Genomic DNA, 19,668 nt, shown 5'->3' on the forward strand with positions numbered 1-19,668 from the left:
GGGGGACGCAGGGTGACTCAGGCTGTGGGACAGGGAGCCGGGCGCGGGGCCCTGAGACACGGAAGGCCGAACCGCCGGTCCCTGGAGCACCCTGGCGGCCCGAAAGCCGACCAGCGTGCATGAGGAACACTAACAGAGGACGCCCGGCGCGCTCCCGGTTTTTTCGCCCGGTGTTGGCGGGCGGACCCCGCCCCACCGTGGCGTCGTCAGCGAACGGTGAGGGTGAAGGGCATCATCGCCTTCATCCCCGGGCGCAGGAGTTCCAGGTTCACCCCCGCGTCGCGCGCCAGCTGTCGCAAGGCGGCGGGGAAGGGCTCGGAAGGCGCCGGGAGCAGGGCAAGGGCCGCTTGCACGCCCGGCTCCCCGCCCATGCTGGAGAAGAAGCCGCGCGCCTCGCCTATCAGCACCAGGTCCAGCTCCTCGGCCTGGGGGACGCCCGCGTGTTTGCGAGCGGACTCCACCGCGTCATGCAGGCCGCCCAGCCGGTCCACCAGTCCCCGGGCGAGCGCGTCCGTGCCGCTCCACACCCGGCCTCGGGCGATGGCATCCACCTCCGCCTTGTCCTTCTTGCGCGCGCGGGCCACCTCGGTGATGAACATGTCGTAGGACGCGTCCACCCACTGCTGCACCGCCGTCTGCTGCTCCGGCGTCCAGGGCTGCCAGGTGTCGAAGACGTCCGCCATGGGAGAGCGGCTCAGCGTCTCCTGGCTGATGCCCAGCTTGTCCCCGAGCAGGCCCCGCAGCGCGGGCTTGATGTAGAAGACGCCGATGCTGCCGGTAATCGTCGTGGGCAGCGCCAGCATCTCCGTGGCGCCCATGGCCGCGTAGTAGCCGCCGGACGCCGCCATGTCGCCCATGGAGGCGATGACGGGCTTCACCTTCGCCGCGTCCAGCACCGCCTGGTACATGAGATAGGAGGCCAGCACCTCGCCGCCGCCCGAGTCCACGCGCAGGACGATGGCGACGACGGACGGGTCCGACTTCGCCGACTCCAGCGCGCGCACCACCGTCTCCGCGCCGGCGATGCGGCTGAAGCCCAGCGGGTCCTCGCGGCTCTTGCCTCCGGCGATGGTGCCCAGCACCGGCACCACGGCGATGCGGCGACGCTTGCCCCAGCGGTCCTCGCGCTCGTCGCGAGGCGCGTACGCCGCGCTGAAGCGGGCCCGAGGCGCCATCTCCCGCACCTTCCCGTCCAGCTCCGCGGGGTGGATGATGGCGTCCACGAAGCCCAGCTCCTGGGCCCGCTTCGGCGTGGGCAGGCCCGCGGCCCACAGCTCGCGCAGCTTCTCCACCGGCACCTTGCGCGACTCCGTCACCGCGCGCTCGTACCAGCTCACCTCGTTGTCCAGGTACGCGCCCACCGCCTCGCGCGACGCGTCGCTCGGCTCGCTGAGGGTGAGCTGCTCGGGGGCCGTCTTGTACTTGCCCACGCGCGCCACGTCCCACTTCACTCCGAGCTTGTCCATCGTCCCGCCGTAGGTCTGCAGGTGCGCGGCCAGGCCGTTGATGTGCAGGAAGGACTCCGGCACCGCGTAGATGCGCTCCGCCGCCGTCGCCACGAAGTAGCCCATGTCATCCACCGACAGCAGCACCGCCATCACCCGTTTGCCGGACGCGCGCAGCCGCAGCACTGCCTGTCGGAGCTCCTCCGCCTTGCCCCAGTCCACCCCCGGCAGGCCCTCCATCTTCAGCACCACGCCCGACAACCGCTCGTCCTTCGCGGCCAGGTCCAGCCAGCGCGACAGCCGCAGGAACGGGTCCGCCTCGCTCACCCCGAGCACCGCCAGGAGCGGACTGCCTCCGCTGGCCAGCACGTCGTTCAAGTCGAGCATCGTGACGACGCCCCCGGGCGGACGCAGCGAGCGATAGCTCTCCGAAGACAGGCGCACACCCACGACATGGTCCGTGCCGTCCTCGCCGCCGCCCGCCGCGTACGTGACGCCGATGTGCCCGGTGTCCACCGTCGCCGCCAACTGGAGCGCCAGCGGTACGCCGCTGACGAAGCCGTGCGACACGCCTCCGCCCAGCCGCAGCCCTGGAATCACCTCCGCCTGGAGCGTGTACGTCGCCTGACCCTGGCGGAAGGCCCCCTCGGAGAAGAGCCAGTCGATGCCCAGCGTGAAGCGCTCGTCCAGCGGGCGCAGGCCCAGGCCGAAGTCGTACTTGCGTTTGACCTCCAGGCTCTCCTCGGTGGGCGCGTTGAGGTCCTTCACCACCGCCGCCAGCGACAGGGCGCGCACGGGCCGGGCGGTGAGGCCCACGTCGAACGTGTCCAGCGCGTCGATGTCGTCATCGTCGGAGCTGAAGCCGTGCCAGGAGCCGCCCAGTTGCAGCGTGGGCGAGCCCAGCGACAGGCCCAGCGACGTGCGCCGGTAGTCCGGCTCGTGACGCCCGCGAATCCACTCCATTGACGCGCCCAGGCCCAGGCCCAGGAGCTGCGCGCCCAGGAAGACGCCGTCCGCGACGCTGTCCCGCTCCAGGTTGCGCTCGTGCAGGTAGAACAGCTGCCCGGAGCGGACGAAGCCCAACCCGGCCGGGTTGAGCGACAGGGCGGTGGCCTCGTCGACCAGGGCCGCGCCGGTGGGCGGCAGCGTCATCCCCCGCGTGGGGACGGGGGCCTGGACGATGGTGCTCGTCTGAGCGAGCGCGAGCGACGGGAGCAGCAGCAGGAGGGCGAGCAGGCGCATACGCGCCAGGACTCTAGGCCGCGCCCGCCCGAGGACAAGCGCCGCGTGTCACCAGTCCTCGGTTCCGGACACCCCGTCGAGCGGGTCATCCACCTTCTTCTTCTTTTTCTCCTCGGAGCGGGTGCGTCCGCCGCGGTCCTCCGCGCCCCAGTCCTCGGTGCCGCCCCGGTTGTCGAGCGGGTCGGAGCTGCGCACCACCTTCTCGCCGCCACCCTCGCTGGTGTTCACCATCTGATTCACCATGCGCTCCATCTCCTGCTTGAGCTGACCGAACTCGTCGCCCTGGAGCACCACGCGGCGGCTTCCGAGCTTCTTGCCGTTGCGCAAGTCGTAGTAGCCCAGGATGAGCTCGGAGCCCTCGCCCGAGGCCTTCACCGTGCCCACCATGGCGCGCTCCAGGCCCATGGACTTGCCCAGCCCCGCCACGCCGTTGGCCTGGGGGATGCCACGCGACACTTCGCTGGCCACGCGGTCCAGCTGCGCGTCGTAGGCCTTGTACGAGGCGGTGGGCACCAGCTCCGTGCTCACCTCCACGTCGTCCGGCGTCACCTCCATGAGCTGGCCGAACTGGCGGAAGCCCGGCCGTTCGATGCGCAACAGATGCTTGCCCACCGCCAGCGCGGGAATCGTCACCGGCGTGTGGCCGGCCAGTTCACCATCCACGTAGACACGGGCGCCAGCGGGCCGCGACTTCACCGTGGCGCTGCCGCGCAGCTGGGACGTGCGGCCGGTGGCCACCTGCACGCGCAGGGCGATGAAGTCCCGGCTGAAGCGCTTGGGGTTGAGCTCGAAGGTCGGCGACACGGCGATGAGGTCGATGAGGACGAGCTTCGCCTCCTCCACGTCGCCACGCAGGTGCAGGAGCGCCGCGTACAGCGCCAGCGACTCGCACAGGGGCGAGCAACCCCTCATGGACGACGGCGCGCCGTTGAGCTCCTTGAGGGTGGCGCGGACCTTCGCCTCCGCCTCGTCGTACTCCTTCTTGTCGAAGGCGGCGGCGCTCTCCGAGTACCCCTTGCGGGCACGCTCGAGCGCGGACTGGGCGGCGGGGTCTCCGGGCAGGCCGAAGAGCTCCTCGGGTTTGCGCACGGTGAAGCCGGAGAAGTTCCCCAGCGCCTCGTTCATGTAGCCCTCCATCTGGACCGCGTTGGCCTCGGAGGCCGGGTCCATGGGGACGAGGAGGCTGGAGACACGCCGGGCCGGGGCGGGGGACGCCGCCAGGGCGAGCGAGGGAAGCAGGGCGAGGACGAGGGCTCTCATGGGGTAACCTCTGAAACGAGCGACGCGAGCGGCGAACCGTCATTCAACCCGTGGCTCAGAAGCCTGTTCCTCCGGTGATGGGATTGAAGGGACGGCCCTTGTCCTGGGTCGCCACGAAGACGGCGCCCGCCGTCACCGCCGCCACGCCACCGACGGCGGCCCAGAACCAGGGCCGCTTCAGCAGGGACACGCCCGTGCCACCGCTCTCCGCGACGCGGGGCGACATGGCGCCGTGGATGAAGTCGCGGACCTGCTGCGCGGCCGCCTCGGGGCCCCGCTTGCGGTCCTTGCCCGACAGGTCGATTTCCACGCCGCGCAGCCGGGCCTGGGTGCGCACGTCCCAGACCTGGAGCTCCGCCTGGAGGCGGCCCTTCTTGTCCTGGGACACTGCGGCCAGCACCAGGTAGCGGGCATCCAGGCGCTCGGCGATGGCGCCCGTCTCGGGAGGCAGCGTCTCGCTGTCGAAGGCCTCCTGCGAGCCGGCGCGCACGGCGGCCTCGCGGATGGCGGACAGGCCCGGCCCGGGCACAAGCGTCGCCTTCACCTCGGCGCTCCCGGTGGACTTCACCTCCGCGTACTGGGCGAAGGACGTGTAGCCCGGCAGCGTCACGATGACGGCGTGGTGGCCGGCGGGGACGGACACGCCCTTGAGCGGCGTGACGCCGAGCTCCTGGCCGCGCACGTGGACCTGCGCGCCCGCGGGCTGGGACTCCACGGCGAGGGTGCCAGCGGGCCGCGCGCTCACTTCGGCGCGCGCCTCGTCGAAGGCCTTCTGCACGTCCTGACCGAAGAGCGCCTTGTCCGGGCGGGTGGCGGGCTCGGCCACCACGGAGCGGATGAAGGACTCCTTCGCGCCAGCCGCGTCGCCATTGAGCATCCGGGCCGCGCCGAGGAACAGGAACGCCTCACCCAGCCGCTCGGGCCGCAGCTCACCGGGGGCCTGCTCGTACGCCTCGGCGGCCGCGCGGAACTTCGCCTCGGCGACCTCCGGGTCCAGGTTGTCGTAGGCGGCCCGGCCGTCCTCGAACAGCCCGTCGGCCTTCGTCAGCGGCGTCGGCTCCGGGGGCGGGAAGGCCGCGCCCAGGTCCACGAACTGCACGTCTCCGCCGCGCTGCAGGTGACGCGTCAATTCCGTCTCCAGCTTCAGCGCCGCGGCGGACGCAGCCGAGGCTCGGGCGACGGAGAAGAGCGCCACGGGGCCGGTGGACACGGCGGGCGTGGCGGCCAGCGACGGCCTCGTGCTGGGCTTCTCCGGCTCGGTGGCGCTCGGAGGGGGCGGCGCCACCGGCGTGGCCACCGCGGCGGGCGGAGGCTTCGCGGCGGGCGCCTCGGGCTTGTTGGTGGGGTGCGGCTTCGAGTCCGGCTCTCCGAAGACCATGGGCTCCGGGGACGCGACGTCGTTCGTGTCCGCCGTGTCCGTGTCCTCCACGGGCGGGGCTTTCTTCACGTCCCTGCCCGAGGGCTTCTTCTTCACCACCTTGGTGGGCACGGCCTTCTTGCGCGCGGACTTCTTGCGCGTCGTCTGGGCATGAGCGGGAAGGACGGCCAGCAGCAGGGTGAGGAGCAGGGCGATTCGGCGGAACGTAGTCACGGCGCCGGATGCTAGCCGAGCGAGGGGAGCCCCGTCACGGCCCTCCGCCCCGGGGGCAATCCGGGGCGGGGGGGACCCGCGGCAGGATGACGGATGGCTAGACGTCCAGCGCTTCGACCTCGCCCGCGCGCTCCATGATGAACCGGAACCGGGCACTCACGTCCTTGCCCATCAGGTCATTGATGACGCGGTCCGTCTCGATGGGGTTGTCGATCGTGACTCGCAGGCTCATCCGGTTTTTCTGGTCCAGCGTCGTCTCCTTGAGCTCGTCGGCGGTCATCTCACCGAGGCCCTTGAAGCGCATGATGTTGGGCTTGGCGTTGCCCTTCACCTTCTCGCGGATGATTCTGTCGCGGTCCGCCTCGTCCAGCGCCCAGTACGTCTCCTTGCCGATGTCCACGCGGAACAGCGGAGGCTGGGCGATGTGGATGGCGCCGCTCTCGATGAGCGGGCGCAGGTGCCGGTAGAAGAACGTCAGCAGCAGCGTGGCGATGTGGTGCCCGTCGCTGTCGGCGTCCATCAGCAGGAAGACGCGGCCGTAGCGCAGCTTGGTGATGTCGAAGTCCGCGCCGATGCCGCAGCCCAGGGCGCTGACGATGTCCTGGAGCTCCTTGTTGCCGGCGACCTTGTCGGTGGACGCCTGCTCCGCGTTGAGCACCTTGCCCCGCAAGGGGAGGATGGCCTGGGTGCGCCGGTCGCGGCCCTGCTTGGCGGAACCACCTGCCGAGTCACCTTCGACGAGGAACAGCTCGCTCAGGTTGGGGTCCGTGGACGAGCAGTCCGCCAGCTTGCCCGGCAGGTTGAGCCGGTGGCTGACGGCCGTCTTGCGGCTGACGGCCAGGGACGCGGCGCGACTGGCCTCGCGAGCGCGGGCCGCCAGGATGATGCGGCCGACGACGGCCTCGGCGATGCTCTTGTTGTCGTTGAGCCACTTCTCCAGCGCCGGGCGCAGCACGCCGTCCACCTGCGCCGTCACCTCGGGGTTGTTGAGGCGCGACTTCGTCTGGCCCTGGAACTGGGGCTCCACCACGTACACGGACAGGATGGCCGTGATTCCCTCGCGGATGTCCTCCGCGGTGAGCGTCACGCCCTTGGGCGTCAGGTCGTGCGTCTCGATGTAGTTGCGCACCGCCTTGACGATGGCGCCCTTGAGGCCCGCCTCGTGCGTGCCGCCCATGGGGGTGGGCACGCCGTTGACGTAGGAGCGGATGTGCTCGTCCGTGGCCTCCGTCCACCCCAGCGACGCCTCCAGCCGCACCCCGTTGTCGCGCGAGTGGTAGAAGTTGGTGCTGCCCACCGGTACCAGCGGCTTCTGCCGCTCCGTCACCACCTTGGTGAGGTACTCGGCGATGCCGCCGTCGTGCTTGTACGTCACCGACGTGGCGGGGCTGGCCGTCTCATCCTTCCAGATGACGATCATGCCCTTGTGCAGGTAGCTCTTGGCCTCCAGCCGCTCGCGCACCAGCTCCGCGTCGAACTTCAGCTTCTCGCCAAAGATTTCGGGGTCCGGCTCGAACGTAATGGACGTGCCCGTGCCGCGCGCGCCGCCGTCCGCCTTCAGGGGGCTGGTGGGCTTGCCTCGCGCGTACGTCTGGATGTGGCGCTTGCCGTCGCGTTTGATCTCCACCGTCAGCTTGCGGGAGAGCGCGTTCACCACGGAGCTGCCCACGCCGTGCAGACCGCCCGAGTGGGTGTAGTTGCCCTGCTCGAACTTGCCGCCCGAGTGCAGCGTCGTGAGGATGACCTCCACGGCGGGCTTCTTGAGCTTGGGCATGATGTCCACGGGGATGCCGCGCCCGTTGTCCACCACGGTGATGCTGCGGCCATCCTTGTGGAGCGTCACTTCGACGGTGGTGGCGTGGCTGTTGATGACCTCGTCCACCGAGTTGTCGAGGATCTCCCACAACAGGTGGTGATACCCGGTGCCGTCCGTCCCGCCGATGTACATGGCCGGGCGCTTGCGCACCGGATCCAGGCCCTCGAGGACCTGGATGTCGGCGCCTGTATAGCTTTCCTTCTTCGTCGCCATGGCGTCCTCTGGCTAGTCCTTCTTCTCGGGCAACGGGATGAAGACGACGGGCCGGGCCACGTCCTCCACCGCGTCGCGCTTGGACATCTCGTGGCCCTTGCCGCCGCGGCCCGTCACCCCGTACTTCGCGGGGGCGAGCTGCAGCTTGCGGCCCTTCTGCGTCTCGAAATCCAGCTTCGCGTCCTTCTGGTTCGGCGCGGTGACGAGGAAGTCGACCACCTGGTCGTCCGCGTCCACCTTGATGACGGTGACGCCCTTGCCAGGGCCGGCCAGCTCGTTGATCTCCGCCGCCTTGCACACCAGCGCGTTGGTCTTCTTGGTGAGCACCGCGAGCAGGTCCTTCTCGCCCACGGCCTGCACGCCGATGATCTCATCGCCCTCGCCCGTCTTGGCGTAGCGACGTCCGGCGCGCGTGGAAACCTCCAGGTGAGGCTCCAGGAGGAAGCGCATGCCCATGCCCTGCTTCGTCACGCCCAGGAGCTTCTGCGGACTCGCCAGCCGCGTGTCGAGCGAGAGGGCGGCGACCACGCGCTCGCCGTCGTCGAACTTGAACAGCTTCTGGACGGGGTCGCCGTAGCCGGTGGAGGCGGGGATGTCGTTGAAGCGGGTGACGTAGGCGGTGCCGAAGTTGCTGAACAGGACGAGGTTCGCCTTCAGGCTGCCGGCGAGCACGGCCATGACGGCGTCGCCCTCGCGCAGACGGGTGGAGGACGGGTCCTTGACCTCGCGCACGCGCTTGACCCAGCCGTCGCGGGTGATGACCACATGGGCATCCTCGTCCGCGATGAACGCGTCGGCGTTGAACTCCACTTCCTCGGAGCCCGCGCCACCAATCTTGGTTCGGCGCTTGTCGTTGTAGAGCCCCTTGATTTCGGCGAGCTCGTCCTTGACGGTGCCCCAGACCTTCTTCTTGTCCTTGAGGATGCCCTCGATGCGTTTGATCTCCGCGCGCTTCTCCTTGAGCTCCTTCTGGACGACCAGGATCTCCAGGCGGGCGAGCTTGTAGAGCTTCATCTCCAGGATGGCGTCCACCTGGAGCTCATCCAGCTTGAAGCGCACCATCAACTTCTGGGCGGCGTCCTGCTTGCCCTCGGACTGGCGGATGATGCGGATGATCTCGTCCAGCGCGTCGTAGGCCTTCTCGAAGCCCTCGAGCAGGTGGACGCGCTTCTGCAGCTCGCCCAGCTCGTGCTGGTAGCGCCGCGTGACGATGCCGAAGCGGAAGTCGAGGAAGAACTGGAGGATGCTCTTGAGGTCCAGCCGGCGCGGCGTGCCGACCTCGGGGTTGTCGTCGCTGGGGACGAGGCAGGTGAGGTTGACGCCGAACGTCGTCTGCAGCGGCGTGTGCTTGTAGAGGTACGCCATCACCAGGTCGGCGTTGGCGTCCTTCTTCAGCTCCAGGACGATGCGCACGTCCTTGGTGGACTCGTCGCGCACGTCGACGATGAGCGGCAGCTTCCGCTCGCGCACCAGGTCGCCAATCTTCGCGACCAGGGTGGACTTGTTCACCGTGTAGGGGATGGACGTGACGATGATCTGCGTGCCGCCGCGCTTGAGCTCCTCGGTGTCCCACTCGCCGCGGATGCGGACGCTGCCCTGGCCCGTCTCGTAGATGTCGCGCAGCTCCTTCTTGTCATTGAGGATCTGCCCGCCGGTGGGGAAGTCCGGGCCCTTGATCCACTTGAGCAGATCCTTGGTGAGCAGCGCCGGGTTCTCGATGAGCGCGACCAGCGCGTCCACCAGCTCGCCCAGGTGGTGGGGCGGGATGTTGGTGGCCATGCCCACGGCGATGCCCGTGGTGCCGTTCATCAGCAACTGCGGCACCCGCGAGGGGATGACGATGGGCTCGTTGCGCGTGCCGTCGTAGGTGGGCCGGAAGTCGACCGTCTTGCGCTCCAGCTCACCCAGCATCTCGGTGGCGAGCTTCTCCAGTCGGCACTCGGTGTAGCGGTAGGCGGCCGCGGAGTCGCCGTCGAGCGAGCCGAAGTTGCCGTGGCCGTCCACCAGCGGGTAGCGCAGGGAGAAGTCCTGCGCCATGCGCACGAGCGCGTCGTAGATGGAGGCGTCGCCGTGCGGGTGGTAGCGACCCATGATGGCGCCGACCACCTGTGCGCACTTCTGGTACTTCGTGTCGAACGACAGGTTCAGGTCGTTCCACATGCCGTACAGGATGCGGCGCTGCACGGGCTTGAGGCCGTCGCGCACGTCCGGCAGGGCACGCGAGGTGATGACCGACAGGGCGTAGTTGATGTACCGGCGACGCGCCTCGTCAGCGAGCGAGGCGGGGATATATCCATCTCCACCACCCGCCGAGCCCGAGGCTCCACCCCCGCCACCCGCGCCTCCCTGCTTCTTTGGCGTCTTCTTTTCGGCTTCTGCGCGCATGCTCTTCAAACCCAGGTGAGAACGTCTCGTACCCGAACGCGGTGCGTGACTCGCGCACTCCGCGCCATGGAATCTGGAAGCTGTAACAAAGCGGCGGGACTACCATGGCCCCCTGACAATTGGAACGAATTCGGGGGGTTGCGTATCCTCGGAGGCATCCTACCTGAAAGCCCGTCCAGTTCGGTCCCAAGGTGAAACATCCCTGTAACCCCTTGGAATTCCGAGGGCGAGGGCCCGTAGGACTCACCTGGGGACGGGACGGTGGGTGCGGGTAGGAGAGGACGCCCGGTTGGCTCCTGGGAGGCCCTGGGCAGGTAGGACAGGGTGGGCTTGCTCCCTTGCCCGGGCCTCGACGCGGCGTGCTGGAGACGGGGGTATGAAGCAGGGCGAGCGATGACCCAGGTCCATTCCTTCTACCGTGCGCTCGCGCCTCCCGAGCCCCTGCGCCCGTTCATCCAGGCCTTCTGGCTGTACGACGGGTATCGGCCCGGGCATGGGCTGGAGCGAGTGCTGCCCACGGGAACGCTGGAGCTGGTGATTCCTTTGGCGGGGCAGCGACTGGAGTGGCGGGAGCTGGATGGTGAGGCGGGGGCGTGCGCGGAGGCGTTGGTCTCTGGTCCTCGGCGCGCGGCGTTCGATGTTCCCACGGCGCAGCAGTCCATGCTCGCGGGAGTCCACTTCCGCGCGGGGGGCGCCTGGCCCCTCTTGGGCGTTCCCCTGGATGCGCTGGCCGGGCGGCACGTGGAGCTGTCCTCGTTGTGGGGGCCTGTCGCGACGCGGTGGGTGGCGCGACTCTCAGAGGCGTCGAGTGACGAGGAGCGCTTCGCGCTTCTGGGCACGGCGTTCCTTGCCCGGCATGCGTCGCTCCGGGCCGTGCATGAGGCGGTGTGGACGGCGCTGGGGCGACTTCGAGCGAGTACGGCGGACGTGCCTGTCTCTTCGCTCGTCGCGGGCTCGGGCTTGAGTCACCGCAGGTTCATCGAGTTGTTCCGGCGCGAGGTGGGACTGACGCCGCGAGACTTCCTCCGGGTCCGCCGCTTCCAGCAGGCACTCCAGCGCACGAGAGAGGACGCGACGGCGTCGCTCACCTGGCTGGCGCATGAAGCGGGGTACTGCGACCAGTCCCACTGGTTGCTCGAATGCCGGAAGCTCTCCGGATTGGCTCCGGGGGCCCTGTCAGCGGCCGCTCGCGGCGCCACGGCGCTGCCGCCCGAGGAGCGGGGTCAAATGCTTCCTATTGGGTGAGGCACTGGCGCGCGCATCTTGCCGCGCATGAACGTCATCCTGGGTGCAACGGGAGTGGTGGGAAGCGCGGTCCTCGACGAGCTCGTGAAGCGGGGTGTGCCCACGCGGGCGGCGTTTCGCTCGCGAGTACCGGACCCTCGCGCCACACAGCATGCGCGTGTCGACTTGAGCACGGGCGAAGGACTGGAGGCATGTCTGGACGGTGCGCGGACGGTGTTCCTCGCGACGGGGGACATGGTCGACCAGGTCGGCGCCGAGGTGCGAGTCATCGAGGCCGCGCGTCGCGCGGGGGTGAACAGGCTGGTGAAGCTCTCGATTCTCTGTGCGGGGAGCGAGGCGTTCTTCCTGGCTCGTGTCCACTGCGCCATCGAGCGTGAGCTGGAGCGCTCGGGAATCCCGAACACCGTGCTCCGGCCTGGGGGCTTCATGCAGAACTTCGTCACGTACTACGGCCACGCGCTGAAAACCGAAGGGGTGCTGCGCCTGCCATGGGGCGATGGAGAGGAGAGTCCCATCGACGCGAGGGACATCGCCCGCGTGGCGGCGGTGTGTCTGACGTCCGAGTCCTTCACGGGGAGGCACCTGGACCTCTGCGGCCCCAAGGCGATGACGTATCAGGAGATGACGCGCGTTCTCGGTCAGGCGGCGGGCCGCGAGCTCAGGTACGAGTCCATCCCTGACGGGGGGTTTCGCGAGGCGATGCTGCCGTATGCCGTGAGCCCCGCGCACGTCGAGGGGCTCATCGACATGTTCCGCTTCCACCGAGAGGGCCGGGCACCCAGGGCCAGCGACGCTGTGCTCGAAGTTACGGGCACTCCGCCGCGCTCCTTCGAAGACTTTGCTCGGGAGCATGCCGGGTCATGGCGCGAGGACTGAGGCCCGAGCCGGGGGAGGGCCTGGTCCACGGGCTTCGTTTCAGAGGCAGCCCCGCGCGCGGGTGGGTTCTCCCTTGGGTTGCTGTGGGGGCGCGGCGCTCCCCAGGTCCCAGTCGTCGAGCCGGTCGATGTCCGTGATGGCGCCCGCGAACAGGCCGAGGGCACCGCGGCTCTTCGCGCGAAAGGTGCCTCGCACGATGACATAGCGAGGAGGAGTGCGCTCCTTCGAATCCCACGCCTCGCCGAGCACGAGCCACACCGCGCTCATGGGAACGCCATGCTGATGGTCCTGGGGATTGAAGTAGAGGGCCGTGCCTTCATGTTCGAAGGTCCCATAGCCGACGACCTCGACGCGCTTGCCGTCGTAGGCTTCAGGGGCCGCGAGCAGTCGTACCACTGAGACGGACTCGACAGCCGGAGAGGGACCGCTCGCGCCTGCGACGGCCAGGTAGACGACGAATGCGATGGTGACGGGCTTCATGATTCGCGCGACTCAGCGACAGCCCTGCGTCCGAGTGGGCTCATTCTTCGGCTGCGTGGGGAGCGCGGGGGAATCCATGACCCAGTCCTCGAGGCGGTCGATGTCGGTGATGGCTCCCGAGAAGAGACCCATTGCACCGCGGCCCTCCGCGCGAAAGGTTCCTCTCACGACGACGTAGCCCGGAGGCGAACCCGCTTTGGGCGCCCCCGTCTGTCCAAGCACGAGCCACACCGCGCTCATGGGAACGCCATGCTGGTGATCCTGGGCGTTGAGGTAGAGCGCAGTGCCTGTTGAGTCGAAGGACCCGTAGCCGACAACCTGGATGCGCTTGCCGTCGTAGGCCTCGGGGGCCGCGAGCAGTCGTACCAGGGAGACCAGTTCGAAAGAAGATGCGGGCGCGTCCGCACCCGTGACGGCCAGGTAGGCGACGAATGCGATGGTGATGGGCTTCATGAACTCTCCCGGCTGGGTTGCCTCCCGCGTGGAGCCATCAGCGTTCCGCGCGAGAGGAGAACGTCTCGGTTGTGATTCCGCTTCAGGGCCGAATCCGCGTGCGGATGGCAACCGGGTGGGGGTACCACCGCCAGATTTCAGCCCCGTTTGCGCGCGAGAGATAGAAGGTCCCAAAGGAATTCGACCACTTCACGTCGTGGTAGCTGAATGGAGGCGCGGTCTTGTTGTCCATGTCTTGCGAGTTGCCGGGATGGGTGTGGTACCCGCCAATCGACTTGGTTCCTTCAGGACAAGGTGCATCCTGGGGATACACGGTTTTAAGGTCGTCGGGATTGGTGCTGCATACAGGGTCCGTCGCGAAGACCCCGCCATCCTCACGGAGGCAGAGCATTCCTCCATATTCCATCTGGTACAACTCAGCGGAGGGATGGATGAACTCCAGCGCGTCAATCGCGGCGCGGTCTCGAAGTTCCTGCATCGTGCCGCCCCGGAAGATTTCTCCAGGTACCAGTCCCGTCGGATCGTCAAGCATGACGGGATTGTTCAGCGCATACGCATACGCGGGGAACGCGATGGGCGCGGCGCCCAGCAGCGGCTCCGGGTCCATGTACCTGCCGAGCTCCGGCTCGTAGTAGCGGTGGCCGTTCGCGAAGAAGTCCGTTTCGATGTCGTGATACTGGCCGCGGAACCGCAAGGGCACCCAGAACGGTGTCGCTCCCTGCTGGAACCGCCGGTACTCGGTGCCCTTGAGCACCACGCCTCGCGATGGCTCGGAGGGGCACGTACAGCCCAGCCCCGCTCCCGCATCGCCGCCGCAGGTCGCGCTGTCGCACGTCGCGTTGGACACGAACTGGATGGACAGCGACCCGGACGAAGGCTCGACCCAGTCGCTCCAGAACTTCCCTGGCTTCTTGCCGGAGATGGCCCCGGACAACGCGGCGTGCGTCACGGAGTCCTCGAGCCGCACGAAGTCCTGCGTCGGCTCGGTCTCCACGAGGTTGAAGAGCACGCGCTGCTGGAGTCGGAGCTGCGAGCTGCGCGTGGGCTGCTCGAAGCGCTTGAGCTCCACGTTCAGGCTGTCGGCATAGGGATTGGTGGAGCCCGCGACCTGCTTGACGCGGTTGACGTGCCCGAACGGGTCGTACTCGCCGACGCCCGTGACGCGGCGCGAGTCATCCAGCATGACCACGGGCATGCCGGAGCGTTCGGTGACGAGGAAGTAGAGTCCGCATGCGGCGGGTTCACCCGCGCGAGTGCAGTCCGCCGAGTCATCCGCCTGCCGGGCCCACGTCGTGGAGAACTTCCCGCGCAGCACCGCGACCGGCCTTCCTCCCAGCCAGACATAGTCGTCCTCGACGTAGTGTGTGGCTGACGTCACCAGGTCGTTCGGCGCGCTGTCGGACAGGAGCTGGTTCCCCAGGTCGTGGAAGTACTCCTCGCGTGCGCCCGTGGGGTGGACCTTGAGGCGGCGGCGGCCGTGGGCGTCGTAGAAGTAATTGTAGTACGCGCCCGAACTCAAATAGACCGCCTGGAAGGTGCCCTCCAGGAACCCGAGCCCCGTGTAGTACTGGGGATACATGTGCAGATACATCCCCGTGGGGCCGTCGCGCGCGGTGCTCTTGCGGTTGAAGCGGCCGTCTCCGTCGTAGAAGTACCACTCCTGAGCGAGCTGGCCCGGGTCGCTGTAGTGCACACCCACCGCATCCGGCCCGTCCGTGGGCATGGCCCAGAAGACGAAGGAGTTCGCCACGCCATCGTCAGTGCTGGCGGTGCGGTTGCTGCGCCGGTCATACCCATAGGTCCGTGACGTGTATGCGCCACCCGTGGCCAGGGCGTTGCCAGGAGGCCGCGTGGCCCCTGTGAGCCGCAGCGTCCGGTCATACGAGTACAGCTCTGTTTGCGCCTCGGCGGAGTCGAGCACGCACGTGTCCATCCGGCTGAGTTGGTTCGCGGTCCAGGTAAAGGTGCGGTTGTAGATGTCTCCACTGCCCGACCCGGGACTGAATGCGCCCGAGGAGACTCGCAAGGCCCGCCATCGGCCCGTGAGGTCGGACGCGCTCGCCGAGGGCGCGGGACGGGTGCAGGCGTCCGCCGACGACGTGGGCGGACTCGAGGAGTCGTCACCCAGCATGTACTCGACGGAGCTGCTCGTGCCCGAGCCAGCATGGTGCATCTGGTAGCCGCGCAGTCCGCCGAAGGGTTCCCACGCCACGGTACTCACGATGCGGCGGGTCTGCCAGGTGGCGCCGTCATAGGTGCTGACATCCACGGCGGCCACTCGTTCCGCGTTCGCGCCCGTCCCATAGACATACGTCACGGTTCGCCCATGGGGATAGGTCAAGCGCGAGAGCCGCCCCACGGCGTCATACTCGTAGAACGTGTCGGGGTTGGCTTCCAGGCCCTGCGCGCAGCCGGTGGCAGTGGCGCGCACCCGCATCTCCCGCACGACGCGACCCGCGGCGTCGTATTGGAACCAGGTGCGTCCGAAGCTGTCCTGGCGAAACCGGAGCTTCCCGAGGCTGTTGAGCTGTGTGGCGCAACCGGCGGGTGGCGCTTCGTCGTCGTCATAGCCCAGCCTGTAGTGGAAGGAGCGGTAGTCGTCGCTCCAGTGCACGGATGACGCGGTCAGGGGCCTTGAGAGGAGGTCATGCTCGTAGCGGATGAATGCGCCCGCCCCGCGCATGGCTTCGGTCTGCCTCGCCACGACATTGCCACGCGCGTCATGTGCATGATGGACCGGCCCTCGTGCATTCGGCAGGAGGACGCTCACGAGCCGGCCGAAGTCGTCGAACTGGTACGTGGAGGAGCCTCCACACGACGTCGGGTCCGTGCTCGAGCAGCCCATCCGCACGCTGCTGACATTGCCGTGGACGTCATAGTCATACGTCGAATGCTGCTCGACGCCCGGCGTGGGCAGCTCCGACACGCGCGTCAGTCGGCTCAGGTTGTCATAGGCGAGCGCCGTGCACGCCGGAGACACCGCGTTGCCGTCCTTGCAGAAGTCCGGAGGCGTGTTGAACGCGTCGCCCGTCGCGACCAGGTTGTTCCTGACGTCGAAGGCGGAGGTGGCGGAGAAGCTCCCAGGTCCGGTTCCCCAGCGGGTGAAGGTGGGGCGGAGGTGGGGATCTGGATGATGGGATACGGTCCTGCGCGTCTCCTCCGTGCCTTGCCCGCGCGAGCGCAGCGTCTCCGTCTTCAGCGCGCCATGGGGCCAGTACTCCAGCACTCGCATTTCGCTCCAGTCGACGCCCGCCGCGTCCGATGCCACCGCCTCCCACTGAAGCACGGACGTGAGCTCTCCCTGCGCGCAGCCCTGGCCGGCGGGGGTGTTCTTCCGGTAGCAGCTCACCGTGTAGGCCCCGGACGGGTGATGCACGGCGAGCTGTCTGGCGCCGTCATACTGATAGGTGGTCAACAACCCACCGCTCGTGGAGCGGGAGATGCGGCCCCCGATGTAGGCGATTCTCGTCACCTCGCCCTGGGGCGAGCGGACCTGTACCGGATTGCCTCGGCCGTCATACTCATCGTAGCGGGTCTCCAGGGTGGGGTGCCCCGCGCACGCCAGGGGCCCGCCATGGCGGATGAATTGGGAGACCTTCTTCAACTTCCCGGCCTGGTTGCTGGGTTCGGCGGACGGTGGGCCGTAGTGGTGGTGCTGGGTGATGGGAAAGTCCGTGCCGGAGCAGTCGGTGGCCTCCGGGCTGGAGATCAAGCAGGGGCCGTGGATCTCCGCGAGCCGGGCCGTCCCCGAATCTGTCGCGCCCAGGCACCGGTGGTGGTTGAAGTAGAAGACGCCAATGTGCTGGAGCACCGGTGGGCTCCAGGTCCCGGTGGCCATGTCGAGTTGGTGCGTGTAGCCCGAGCGGATGACGGATTTGAGGAACCCCGTCGACGCGTCATGCCGTGTCCGAGTGATGACCTGCTCGCCTGGCTTGAAGGTAGAGGCCGCGACACTCACGCTCTCCGTGACGGGCTGCCATGCCTGGTCCGCCGGGAGCGGTGAGTTGGAGTAGATGAAGTTCGTCGTCGCCCCTGCGACGCCACCATCCCCCTGGTAGGTCTCTCCGAAGTTCTCCGTGACCTGGATGACCGGGCTAACGACACCCGGGACGGAGGCGACGCCTTCCTCCGCGAAGACGCGGTCTCGCCGGACGTAGCTCTGGGCCTTGTTCCTCGTGCGTCGCAGGTAGAGGTTGCCGTCCTCTGGCTCGGCGTACTCGTACGCGAGGTAGCCCGAGGCGAAGCCTCGGCAGTCTCCGGACAGGCAGGTGTCGGACTGGGTTTCAAGGAGAGGGTGGGGAGAGTAGGGGCTCACCCGCGTGGAGAACCCCCGCGTGAACTGCACCGTGGTGCCCGACGAGTCACCGGAGCTCGCCGTCATTCCCTCGACGCTGGGGGGGACACAGGGCGTGCCGGCGTCCAGCCCCATGGGAGACGGGCCGCCGCAGTTGCCTGAGCCCGTGCTGAAGGCCATGGTGGTCGTGCCGCCCGCGCCAACGGCCTGCACCTTTCCGGCTTGATACGCATGGGTCGCGAGGACCTGCGAGTTGGCGGCGACGCCCCACTGGGTGCTGCCCGCGTCGGAGGTCGTGGTGTCACCGTAGGTCACCACGTCCCCCGTCTCCGGATACTCCACCTGCGCGAGGAGCCCCGCGCGCTGCACCGAGGGCAGGCTGGGGTGCGTGTAGTACTCGTAGCGCGCGACGACGTCCTCTTGCTGCCGCAGGAGGGGGTCGATCGCGTTGGGGTTTCTCGCCAGGGAGAGGCTGTCAATCACGCACTCGGTGGTGGGCTGGACGGAAGCGCGGACGAGCCGGTAGCGGAGGCGGACGCGCGCTCCCGTCTCGGTGGTGATGTCCCGCAGGTAGGGGACGCCGTTGCCCAGACTGCTCTGGCCAGGACAGGCGACAGGCTCGTCGTTCTCATCCCAGACGGAGGGGACCGCATATGTCAGCTCGAGGCGGACGCGCGGCGGAGAGGCGCTTGCTTCATCCTCGACTCGCGTCAGGAAGAAGTACTTCGTGCGGACGTACCAGGACTCCTCATGCGTCCACGGGGACTGATAGACGTAGCGCCCGTCCCCCGGCTTGATGAGCACGAAGTGGCTCCCCGTCCAGAGCAGGCTCGCGTTGGACCAGCGCGTGGTCTTTCGGGGAGAGGCGAAGCAGGGCGTGGTGCTGATGGTGCCGGGCGTGCAGGCCACGAACTCCAGGACGGAGCCCTCCGGGTCGCGCACCGCCCAGGTGCTCACGCCTCCAACCCAGCCCTGGGGCTGAACCATGCTGTACAGCCCATGCCACCACCGCAGGGAACTCTTGCGCGTGGGGCTGGAGCCGAAGGGCTTCGCCACGAAGGGCTCATCCGCGTTGCCCAGCATGGACTGATAGGACCAGAAGTTGTCCGTGGAGACGTACTTCCGCACGAAGTTGAAGCCGCTGCCGGGCAGGCGGATGCCCAGGTCGGAGGCGCTGTAGCGCGTCGTGAAGTCCGAGAGGCTGACCGTGGGGCTCGACGTCGCCCCAATGGCCGACGCGGTGACTTGAGACGCCTTCGCGAGGCACGCGTTCGCGGTATCGGGGGTGGGCGAGGCTCCGGTTTCGTCGTCTTTTCCTCCGCTGGTGCTCCCTCCGATTTCGTCACGGTCTCCGCGCGGGTCTCGTGGCCCGTCCGAATGCTCGGGGGGCGGCACCGTCAGCGTCAGGCCGGGGCGACTGACGACGTGGCATGTGTAGCTGCTGCCCATGTCGGCGCTGGACGCCCAGCCACACTCCACGCGGTAGATGCTCGCGCTGACATTTCCTTCTTGCGGCGGACCAAAGCCGCCCTGCGCGGCGCTGCACACCGGGCCGGCGGAGCAGTAGGCACCTCCCCGGCTCTGGGCGCCCGTCGTGGGATTGATGGTGGGTGCGAGTCCCTTGCAGGTGTTGCCGCACGCGTTGCTGTCATCGCACGAATCCCCTGGCGCGCACTCGAAGCGCAGGGAGTCTGTCTGCTCGCAGTGCATCGCGGCGCGGATGTAGCCCTCGGAGGCGCAGGGCAGGCTCGACACACAGCAGGCGTAGTCGCCTCCGGCTTGCGCGGCTCCAGTGGCTCCGAAGTTCGGGGCTTTCAGGCACCCTTCGGGACTCGCGCAACTGGTCTGCGAGTCCGTGCTGCCCAGGCAATAGCCCACCTTGGCCGTCAGTCCACAGCCGCAGGTCCACCGCACCAGCGCCCCCGCCGAATCGCGCTCGCAGTAGTCATAGGTCTTGGGTCCCGCGCACCCTTCTCCCTCGACACCATCCGCGTTCTCGTCGCAGCTGTTGCCACAGCTCTCGAAGTCCCACGGGGTGGCGGGCTGGCAGGTCCCCAGGTCCGTGCCATTGGACTCGCATCGTTGGGTTCCGCCCGCGCCGCAGGCCGTGCAGGGCTTGGGGGACATGTCTGGATTGCACTCGCTCCAGACTCCGCCCGTGGTGGTCTCGGGGTTGGGGACGCAGAGCCTCTCGCCGGGGCACATGCCCGACATGCACGAACTCGTCGAGCCCACGACGCAGGAGGGGGCCGCGTGGGCGAGCGAGACGGGGATGAGCAACAAGGCGCAAACGAAGGCGTGACTCAAGGTTGGCATGGACGAGCGTCGGGGCAGACGGGTCGAAAGGTGCAAGGCTCACGGGGGGCTC

General features: G+C 68.4%; 11 protein-coding genes. 3 read left to right on the forward strand and 8 right to left on the reverse strand.

Annotated elements, in window-relative coordinates:
* Positions 1–206 precede the first annotated feature (206 nt).
* The 5 genes from sppA to FJV41_RS18540 all read right to left on the reverse strand — a co-directional run bounded on the left by sppA (position 207) and on the right by FJV41_RS18540 (position 9,952).
* The gene (gene sppA, locus FJV41_RS18520; RefSeq protein WP_141643839.1) at positions 207–2,687 is read right to left on the reverse strand and encodes a signal peptide peptidase SppA; all 2,481 of its coding nucleotides are present in this window, start codon (positions 2,685–2,687) and stop codon (positions 207–209) included.
* A gap of 48 nt (positions 2,688–2,735) precedes the next feature.
* Positions 2,736–3,947 carry a PEGA domain-containing protein gene (locus FJV41_RS18525; RefSeq protein WP_141643840.1) on the reverse strand — a complete coding sequence of 404 codons (1,212 nt, stop codon included), beginning with the start codon at positions 3,945–3,947 and terminating at the stop codon, positions 2,736–2,738.
* 55 nt (positions 3,948–4,002) lie between these two features.
* Positions 4,003–5,538, reverse strand: coding sequence for a PEGA domain-containing protein (locus FJV41_RS18530; protein WP_141643841.1), 1,536 nt, complete (start codon positions 5,536–5,538; stop codon positions 4,003–4,005).
* 97 nt (positions 5,539–5,635) lie between these two features.
* Positions 5,636–7,567, reverse strand: coding sequence for a DNA gyrase/topoisomerase IV subunit B (locus tag FJV41_RS18535; protein WP_141643842.1), 1,932 nt, complete (start codon positions 7,565–7,567; stop codon positions 5,636–5,638).
* Positions 7,568–7,579: 12 nt separating this feature from the next.
* Complete coding sequence (locus FJV41_RS18540) at positions 7,580–9,952, reverse strand: DNA gyrase/topoisomerase IV subunit A (RefSeq protein ID WP_141643843.1); 2,373 nt, start codon at positions 9,950–9,952, stop codon at positions 7,580–7,582.
* Between the two features lie 393 nt (positions 9,953–10,345).
* Between FJV41_RS18540 and FJV41_RS18545 the strand changes: the two genes are divergently transcribed.
* Both FJV41_RS18545 and FJV41_RS18550 read left to right on the forward strand, forming a co-directional pair.
* Positions 10,346–11,197 carry an AraC family transcriptional regulator gene (locus tag FJV41_RS18545; RefSeq protein ID WP_141643844.1) on the forward strand — a complete coding sequence of 284 codons (852 nt, stop codon included), beginning with the start codon at positions 10,346–10,348 and terminating at the stop codon, positions 11,195–11,197.
* Between the two features lie 27 nt (positions 11,198–11,224).
* A complete protein-coding gene (locus FJV41_RS18550; RefSeq protein WP_141643845.1) occupies positions 11,225–12,073 on the forward strand; it encodes an NmrA family NAD(P)-binding protein in 849 nt (282 codons plus the stop codon).
* Between the two features lie 39 nt (positions 12,074–12,112).
* Here the strand turns inward: FJV41_RS18550 and FJV41_RS18555 are convergent, their stop codons facing one another.
* The 3 genes from FJV41_RS18555 to FJV41_RS18565 all read right to left on the reverse strand — a co-directional run bounded on the left by FJV41_RS18555 (position 12,113) and on the right by FJV41_RS18565 (position 19,427).
* A complete protein-coding gene (locus FJV41_RS18555) occupies positions 12,113–12,553 on the reverse strand; it encodes a hypothetical protein (RefSeq protein ID WP_141643846.1) in 441 nt (146 codons plus the stop codon).
* A 12-nt stretch (positions 12,554–12,565) separates the two neighbouring features.
* Complete coding sequence (locus tag FJV41_RS18560) at positions 12,566–13,006, reverse strand: hypothetical protein (RefSeq protein ID WP_141643847.1); 441 nt, start codon at positions 13,004–13,006, stop codon at positions 12,566–12,568.
* Positions 13,007–13,088: 82 nt separating this feature from the next.
* Positions 13,089–19,427, reverse strand: a complete 6,339-nt coding sequence (locus tag FJV41_RS18565) for an RHS repeat-associated core domain-containing protein (RefSeq protein WP_181790747.1) — start codon at positions 19,425–19,427, stop codon at positions 13,089–13,091.
* Here FJV41_RS18565 and FJV41_RS52345 point away from each other — a divergent pair.
* On the forward strand, positions 19,426–19,602 hold the full coding sequence (locus FJV41_RS52345; protein WP_181790749.1) for a hypothetical protein: 177 nt from the start codon (positions 19,426–19,428) through the stop codon (positions 19,600–19,602). The genes FJV41_RS18565 and FJV41_RS52345 overlap by 2 nt on opposite strands.
* Positions 19,603–19,668 lie beyond the last annotated feature (66 nt).

Source organism: Myxococcus llanfairpwllgwyngyllgogerychwyrndrobwllllantysiliogogogochensis, assembly GCF_006636215.1.
Taxonomy (GTDB): domain Bacteria; phylum Myxococcota; class Myxococcia; order Myxococcales; family Myxococcaceae; genus Myxococcus; species Myxococcus llanfairpwllgwyngyllgogerychwyrndrobwllllantysiliogogogochensis.